7 protein-coding genes and 1 riboswitch are annotated in these 7,758 nt (G+C 35.5%); of the genes, 3 read left to right on the top strand and 4 right to left on the bottom strand.

Annotation, left to right across the window (positions count from 1 at the left end):
- The first annotated feature begins 69 nt into the window (after positions 1–69).
- Positions 70–2,226, top strand: a complete 2,157-nt coding sequence (locus KI356_RS25010; RefSeq protein WP_212936787.1) for a peptidoglycan D,D-transpeptidase FtsI family protein — start codon at positions 70–72, stop codon at positions 2,224–2,226.
- A gap of 116 nt (positions 2,227–2,342) precedes the next feature.
- A complete protein-coding gene (lepB, locus tag KI356_RS25005) occupies positions 2,343–2,864 on the top strand; it encodes a signal peptidase I (protein ID WP_212936786.1) in 522 nt (173 codons plus the stop codon).
- Between the two features lie 149 nt (positions 2,865–3,013).
- Here the strand turns inward: lepB and KI356_RS25000 are convergent, their stop codons facing one another.
- Positions 3,014–3,778 (bottom strand): class I SAM-dependent methyltransferase, encoded by a 765-nt coding sequence (locus KI356_RS25000; protein WP_212936785.1) that lies wholly within the window; start codon positions 3,776–3,778, stop codon positions 3,014–3,016.
- A gap of 196 nt (positions 3,779–3,974) precedes the next feature.
- Between KI356_RS25000 and KI356_RS24995 the strand changes: the two genes are divergently transcribed.
- Positions 3,975–4,466 carry a DUF2716 domain-containing protein gene (locus KI356_RS24995; RefSeq protein WP_212936784.1) on the top strand — a complete coding sequence of 164 codons (492 nt, stop codon included), beginning with the start codon at positions 3,975–3,977 and terminating at the stop codon, positions 4,464–4,466.
- A gap of 64 nt (positions 4,467–4,530) precedes the next feature.
- On the opposite strand, the gene KI356_RS24990 is transcribed toward KI356_RS24995, so the two are convergent.
- The 3 genes from KI356_RS24990 to KI356_RS24980 form a co-directional block, all read right to left on the bottom strand.
- Positions 4,531–5,301, bottom strand: coding sequence for a DNA alkylation repair protein (locus KI356_RS24990; protein WP_212936783.1), 771 nt, complete (start codon positions 5,299–5,301; stop codon positions 4,531–4,533).
- A 33-nt stretch (positions 5,302–5,334) separates the two neighbouring features.
- A complete protein-coding gene (locus KI356_RS24985) occupies positions 5,335–5,640 on the bottom strand; it encodes an iron-sulfur cluster biosynthesis family protein (RefSeq protein WP_212936782.1) in 306 nt (101 codons plus the stop codon).
- Between the two features lie 113 nt (positions 5,641–5,753).
- Positions 5,754–7,220 carry an amino acid permease gene (locus tag KI356_RS24980; RefSeq protein WP_071772958.1) on the bottom strand — a complete coding sequence of 489 codons (1,467 nt, stop codon included), beginning with the start codon at positions 7,218–7,220 and terminating at the stop codon, positions 5,754–5,756.
- Between the two features lie 113 nt (positions 7,221–7,333).
- Positions 7,334–7,526, bottom strand: a riboswitch (Lysine riboswitch).
- Between the last annotated feature and the right edge of the window lie 232 nt (positions 7,527–7,758).

The raw sequence follows: 7,758 nt of genomic DNA, 5'->3' as shown, positions 1-7,758 counted from the left end.
TTTGATACATAATGATGTATTTGATTGCACTGTAGTAAACGTATTTTTATGCACAGAAATGTTAATAGAATGAAGCGAGGGAGCAAAATGAGACAGAAAAAGGAGAAGCAGAAACAGTCAAAAAAGAAAAAGACTCATATTCCGTTTCGGTTAAATGTACTATTTTTTATCGTTTTTCTTTTATTTTCAGCTATTATTATTCAATTAGGTAAAGTACAAATCATTGACGGAGAAACGTATCGAAATGAAGTGAATAAAAAGGAAGATGTAACGGTGAGTACTCCAGTTCCCAGAGGGAAGATGTTTGACCGGGAAGGGAAAGTTATTGTAAATAATAAACCGTTACGAACTGTTACATATACGAAAATGAAAGGAGTAGACTCAAAAGAAGTTTTAATAGTGGCAAGAAATTTAGCAAAGCTAATTGAAATGCCACAAGAAGAGATGGACAAGTTAACAGAGACAGATAAAAAAGACTTTTGGATGCAGTTAAATGAAAAACGTGCAGCAACAAAAGTAACGAAAGAAGATGAGAGTAAATTTAGGAAGCAGGAAATAGAAGGGAAAGAATTAGATAAGAAAGTAGAAGAGTTGAGACGAGAAAGAATTACACAAGAAGAACTAAACGAGCTTTCGAAAGAGGATATAGAAGTACTAGCAATTAAAAGTAAAATGAATGCAGGATATAAAATGACGCCACAAATCGTCAAAAAAGATGTAAGTCAAAATGAATATGCAGTAGTGAGTGAAAGATTATCGAGCTTACCAGGCGTAGATACGACTGTGGACTGGGAGCGCGAATATCCAAATGACAAAATACTACGTTCTGTACTTGGTAGTGTTTCTAGTGAGAATGAGGGATTACCAAGGGAGCAATTAGACTATTATTTAGTACGAGATTATAACAGAAATGATCGTATTGGTAAGAGTTACATCGAGAAACAATACGAAGATGTGTTACATGGAACGAAAGAACAGTCTAAAAATATTACTGATAAAGCTGGAAATATTATCCGAACTGAAAAAGTGACAAAAGGAAAAAGTGGACATAATTTAATGTTAACAGTTGATATGGATTTACAGAAAAAGGTGGAGGAAAGTCTTGAAAGGAATTTAAGGGCATTTCATTCCTCTGAACCGATGATGGATCGTGCATTCGTCGTTATGATGAATCCGAAAAATGGTCAAATTCTATCATTAGCAGGAAAGAAAATTGTAAATAAAGATGGCGGGATGCAAATAGAAGACTACGCTTTAGGAACGATGATAAGCTCTTATGAGTTAGGATCGACGGTGAAAGGAGCTACGTTATTAGCTGGATATCAAGCAGGGGTGATTAAGCCATATACGCATTTCTTTGATGCACCAATGTACTTTAAAGGAAGTTCGAAGCCGAAGAAATCTTGGAAAGACTTTGGAGATATTGATGATTTAAGAGCTTTGCAAGTTTCATCGAACGTATATATGTTTAATACAGCTTTAAAAATGGCAGGTATTGATTATGTACCAAACAATCCGTTAGATGTTAAAAAAGAAACATTCAATAAAATGCGCTATTACTTTAGACAATTTGGTTTAGGTGTGTCAACTGGTATTGACTTGCCAAATGAATCGATTGGTCAAATGGGTAGAACCGATAATATACCTGGTTTTTTACTTGATTATGCGATTGGACAATATGATACATATACGCCGCTGCAACTTGCTCAATATATGTCAACGATTGCAAATGGTGGTTACCGAATGAAACCACAAATTGTACAAGAAATTAGAGAGCAACCAAATAGACCAGAGGAAGTCGGGAAAGTGATACAATCGATGGAACCAGTCGTGTTAAATCGAGTGGATATGGATCTTTCATATATAAATCATGTGAAAGAAGGATTTAGAAGGGTTTTCCAAGAGGCTGATGGGACAGGTACTGGAACTTTCAAAGGATTACCTTATAAACCGGCTGGAAAAACAGGAACAGCAGAGACAGTGTACGGTGGAGAAAGTGATATTGGAAGAGATGAGAACAACTATCGAAAAAAATGTTATAATTTAACTCTCGCCGGGTATGCACCATATGATGCTGATCCGGAAGTCGCGTTTTCTGTTGTTGTGCCATGGGTGAATAATGATAAATCAGGTATTAATTCTGCAATTGGTAAAGAAATTTTGGATGCATATTTTGATTTGAAAACGCAGAGATCGGGTGTAAGTCCAGCCCCAGTAGCACAATAACCGAGTAAGGCACAGTAAAAAACTTCAAATTGTAGTATATCACTGCGCAAATGAAAACATATTGTGCAGTGATATATTTTTGAGTTGAGAAGTGTTTTGATAAGGTGGGAATGGATATGAAAGAGGAGATTAAGAGAGGTTGGGGAAAGTACATACTATTTATATTTGTCATGGTAGTAGCGTACCAGTCTTTTACTTTATGTAAGGTGGAAGGAAAATCAATGCAGCCAACTTTACATGAAGAAGACTACGTATTTGTAAATAAAGCCGCTGTACATTTTTCTAGCTTACAGCACGGAGAAATCGTCATTATTAAGGAAGAGGATGAGTCGAAATATTATGTGAAACGTGTAATAGGGCTTCCTGGTGACGTAATTAACATAACGAATGGAACTGTATACGTAAATGACAAAAAGCAAGATGAACCTTATATAAATAAAGATTTATATAACAATACACAAGTATTTTACAACTTTCAAAAGACAAAGATTCCGCCAAATAAGTTATTTGTAATGGGAGATAATCGTGAACTTAGTAAGGATAGTCGAAATGGTTTAGGTTATATTGAAGAAGATAACGTTATTGGCAAGGTAGAATTTGTGTATTATCCTTTTTCGGAAATGAAAATGATAGACTAGTTTAGTATTTTTATTTTCCTCAAAAACAATCAATGAATTAATATGTAAAACATCTCGTTTCACAATAGGAAAAGATGCGTTAAAATACTAAGAAAAAGCCAAATCCTTTAATGGGATTTGGCTTTTTGTAGGAAATGCTAATTCAAGGTTTACTCTTCATAATAGGCTTTAATAATAAAGCGGTGTTGCTTCACATCGAAATATCCTTTTTGTAAGATGATTTCATGTATGCGATACAATTCTTTGGTATAGCTGTCTACTGTAAAATCAGGAATTTGCCAAGGAATTGCTTTTAAGTAATAGACAACAGCACCGATATCATAAAAACGTTGAAGAGGGAACTCTTCCTTCGCTTCTATAATTGTAAATCCATTTTGCTTTAATTCACTACATGCTGTTTCGAGTGACCAATTTGCAAATTCTGAATTAAGTGGTGCACCAAACAAATCATTAAGATCAGCACAATCAAGACCACCGACTTGCTGTGTAAGAAATGTTCCATTGGTGGAAAGAATTCTTTTCACTTCAGAAGCAGAATAGGATTCATGTTGATTCACAATTAAATCAAACTGACCATCTTGAAATGGTAAAGCAGTATCATCGGTCACTTCTACAACTGTAATTCCTAAAGGCTCTAATTTCTTTCGAGCAATTGGTACATTCGGAGCATAGCCTTCAGTAGCGTAAATAGTTGGCGGGAACGGTTGTAACATAGATAAAAACTCTCCGCCGCCAGTACCCATATCTAGCATTGATTTTGCACGTTGCATAAGTTGGAAGGTGGTACTACCATATGACCAAGATAGAGGATCACTATTCATACGGCCAGTTTCTGAAATGAAAGAAAAATCCCAGCCAGTAAAGTTTGCCTTTGCACTTTCTAATAGTGCCGAAAATAATGGATCACGTTTCATATTATGTCCTCCTATTTCGTTAATGAATGATATAGTAAGAAAAGAGAACTGGAGGACCTCTTATTAAAATAAAGCGGTTTTACGTTTCGTGTTCGAATAGATTCATACAAATTCGCTCCTTGCGAGAATGGTTATTTATATATTCGGGATATTTAAGTGAAAATCCTTTGAACTTATAAGGGAAGGCAGTTGTTTAATGAAAAATTGGATGGAGTTTACAGATAAAGAGTACGACCAAATTTGGGACAGGATATATAGTGAACTTAAGTTTTCGCCAAGTGATTCTATATTTCCATCATTTAAGGTGCCAAGTCCTTTTGTTACATATGATATTTCTTATTACTTCGGAGAATCTGTAGCTTTAGATGTATATGACGAACTTGAAGGAAAAGCATTACAAGTTTTTAAAGAGAATACAGCATCGAATGAATACATAATGGCACTAGACTGGCAACATGAGTGTTATTGGGTGAATCCGCATTTAAAGTTTGAAAGAAATGAATTTGATGAGTGGACTATCCCAATTTTTCCAAATGGAGATTACTATTTCTTTATTCAGAAGGATTTTAAGTGGGGGTATTTAGGTCATCCTTGGGAGAAGAGTATAACGATATTTGGCAGGGAACTAATAGAGAGTTTTGAACGAAATAAGCCAAAAATGTTTCAAAATATTTTAAGATCGGGATAATGTTTGAAAGAGAAAAAACGCTTATACTTCAAAAATGAAGTATAAGCGTTTTTGTTTAAAATACTTAAAAACAAAAATCTTTTGGTAAAGTACCATTTTTTATCACCGTTCGTAACCCATGTTTTATAATCCAAGGGTTAACAGGATGCTGTTTATCACGCAATTGCTGCAACCATTGAAAAACGAGTTTGTTATCTTCTTTCGTAATATCATTAATGTGATTGGCTACTGATTTTTGAACATATTTAGAAGGGTCATTCATTAATGGTTCAAGAAGATGTAAATTGTTTTTAAAATCACCTTTCAAAGCTCCAATTTTTTTAGCCCAAGGAAGTCTTGGTCTAGTACCTTCTGAAACTAATCTCCTAATGTGGCTGTTTTCATCACGTAACCACTGTTGTAGTATGTCCAGTGTATCTTCATGATATTTTTCAAGAAAAGGCCGAATTGCATATTCAGCAGTATTCCTTTTCGTTATTTCATACATGGCGTTGAAAGAGGATTCAAAATCGTTAAGCCCATATTTTTCGACGTATTTTGCAATAGGCATGTACATATAACCATTTGTAAATGTGCCTACTTCTGTTGTGTTTTCTGGTCCAAATGTTTTCAGTAATATATGGATTGCTTCATTAAAATCTTTTTGTAATGCATAGTGTAATTCATCTGCTATTACTTCTATACGTTGCTTTAACTCTAAATTTTCAACTTTACATGTTACGGAAGATACAAAGTTTCTTTTAGAGAAATTAGGATTGTGTTTACAAATAGAATCAGCCATTTTTTCTGCTAATTCTTCGTTGAATAAAAATTTTAACGGAACATATTTGCCCATTTTTTCACCCCAATGGTCAGCTGAAAATAATTTTCATTTTTTAATCGACAATCCATACACCAAAGTCTCACTAGGAGTCGTAATACTAAAACCTGTCGTCTTATAATCAAGTTTCACAGTATCACCAGTGTAGTCTTTCGTGAATGAATCCATTTGTACAATAAGCTGTTCATCTTCATATACAACATCACCTGCATGATATGTATCCCAAATTAAATCAACATCAACGAAAATACTACAAGAGTTTGTCATTGTTCCTCTAATGCGAATGACCTTTTTGTCCTCACGTTCTAATCTATGTATAGCTGCTTTTGCTTCATCAGTAATACGAATGTTCATGTGATCCCAACCTTTATGTATATTTCTTCTATTATTGCAAAAACAGGAGAAATAGGGAAGAGAAGAGGACTGTAATAAAAAACGAGCAAACAAATTTGTTTGCTCGTTTTACTTTATTTTAGTTCACATTTATCAAGTGGAATTACTTTTGTTTTCTTAGTAAATTTATATCCTAACCAAAGTACTAAGAAGAGTGGTAAACCGATGTAAGAAACAAGTACACCGTTCCAGTCGATAGATGCGCCCATAAATGCTCCGTAGTTTTGTCCTAAAATGACAATGACACAAAGTGCAAATGCAAAGATTGGACCGAACGGGAACCATTTTGCTCTATACGGTAAATCTTTTAAATCTTTCCCTTGTGCAACATAAGCTTTTCGGAAACGGTAATGACTAACAGCAATTCCTACCCAAGCAATAAATCCTGACATACCAGAAGCATTTAATAACCAAATGTATACAACACCGTCACCGTATAAAGAAGCGATGAAAGCGACGCTACCAACAACTGATGTTGCGATTAATGCGTTAACAGGTACACCGCGGCTATCTAATTTGCCTAAGAACTTTGGTGCTTTTCCTTGACGAGCTAAATCCCAAAGCATACGAGTTGATGCGTACATTCCAGAGTTACCAGCAGAAAGTACTGCAGTTAAAATAACAGCGTTCATAACAGAAGCAGCGAAGGCAACGCCCGCTTTTTCAAATACAAGTGTAAATGGACTTACTGTAACATCACTTGCTGCAAGGCTTTCAGTCGTATAAGGAATTAATAAACCGATAACGAGAATTGCTAAAATATAGAATAATATAATGCGCCAAAAGATAGAACGAATTGCTTTTGGAATATTGCGTTCTGGGTCAGCAGTTTCACCAGCAGCCACTCCTAATAATTCAGTTCCTTGGAAGGAGAAACCAGCAGCCATAAATACACCGATAATTGCCATGATACCGCCATTAAATGGTGCATCTGCAACAGTGAAGTTTTTAAAACCGACAGCTTCGCCGCCCATAATTCCAAAAATCATCATAAAACCGACAATTAAAAAGATTATAATTGTAACTACTTTAATAAGTGCAAACCAATATTCAGATTCACCAAAACCTTTAACAGATAAATAGTTTAAGAGAAAAATAATAGCTAAACATAATCCACTCCAAATGAGGGAAGGAGTATCAGGGAACCAAAATTTCATAATTAATGTTACCGCTGCGAGTTCCGCCGCTATCGTAATCGCCCAGTTATACCAATAGTTCCATCCAAGTGCAAAGCCAAGTGATGGATCAACAAATTTTGTTGCATACGTACTAAAAGATCCAGTAACAGGCATGTAAGCTGCGAGTTCAGCTAAGCTTGTCATTAAAAAGTAAACCATAATTCCAATTGCGGCGTATGCGACTAGTGCACCGCCAGGACCAGCTGAATGGATCACACCACCGCTGGCAAGAAATAGTCCGGTACCGATTGTACCACCGAGAGAAATCATCGTAAGGTGACGAGATTTTAATCCGCGTTTCAATTCACCTTGTCCTTGTGTAGTTTGCGTTTTAGAGGTAGATTGATTTGTTGCGCTATTCATGTTCAACACTCCTTTTCTTGTAGGTTAGGAAGGAGCGGGGGGAGAAAAGTACAAAAAACCGCCAAAGGAATTTGGCGGAACGTTTCACAAATAACCACCCCATCATACCCTTCCGTTAAGATAGCACCCCACGTTTACACGGTAATTTTGTAAACGTGACAGTTCTGTTCCTTTCGGAGACAGCCCCAGCTCATATTTCCAGAGAAGAAATATAAACTTCGGCAACTTTTCCTTTCAAACGGAGTCGGTGACATTCTCTGTGTCTCGTCCGTTCTACTTTTAAAAGTCGCAACCTCTACCTCATCGGACTGATGAGGATTTATATATTGCTAAGATTTTTAATATATGGCAATTGTAATGATTTTCTGAATATATTGCAAGGAATTTTGTTAGGAAAAGTCAAAAAATATCGGTTATTGTTTAGGAAACGTTTGCAAAACTCCACCCGAACCTACTTTTATGTAACGATAAGCAAAGAAAAAATTGTTATACAAATGTTTCGCAAAAAATAATGAAAAACCCTTTAAAGTTTAAAGAA

This window comes from Bacillus hominis (genome assembly GCF_018332515.1).
Classification (GTDB): domain Bacteria; phylum Bacillota; class Bacilli; order Bacillales; family Bacillaceae_G; genus Bacillus_A; species Bacillus_A hominis.
The sequence above is the reverse complement of the archived record's forward strand: the minus strand, read 5'-3'. Positions and strand labels throughout refer to the sequence as shown.

Bases quoted from the DNA above. Each gene is read 5' to 3' on its own strand.
- KI356_RS24990 (WP_212936783.1), bottom strand. From the start codon at position 5,301: ATGGGCAAATATGTTCCGTTAAAATTTTTATTCAACGAAGAATTAGCA.
- KI356_RS25000 (WP_212936785.1), bottom strand. From the start codon at position 3,778: ATGAAACGTGATCCATTATTTTCGGCACTATTAGAAAGTGCAAAGGCA.
- KI356_RS25010 (WP_212936787.1), top strand. From the start codon at position 70: ATGAAGCGAGGGAGCAAAATGAGACAGAAAAAGGAGAAGCAGAAACAG.
- KI356_RS24985 (WP_212936782.1), bottom strand. From the start codon at position 5,640: ATGAACATTCGTATTACTGATGAAGCAAAAGCAGCTATACATAGATTA.
- KI356_RS24980 (WP_071772958.1), bottom strand. From the start codon at position 7,220: ATGAATAGCGCAACAAATCAATCTACCTCTAAAACGCAAACTACACAA.
- KI356_RS24995 (WP_212936784.1), top strand. From the start codon at position 3,975: ATGAAAAATTGGATGGAGTTTACAGATAAAGAGTACGACCAAATTTGG.
- lepB (WP_212936786.1), top strand. From the start codon at position 2,343: ATGAAAGAGGAGATTAAGAGAGGTTGGGGAAAGTACATACTATTTATA.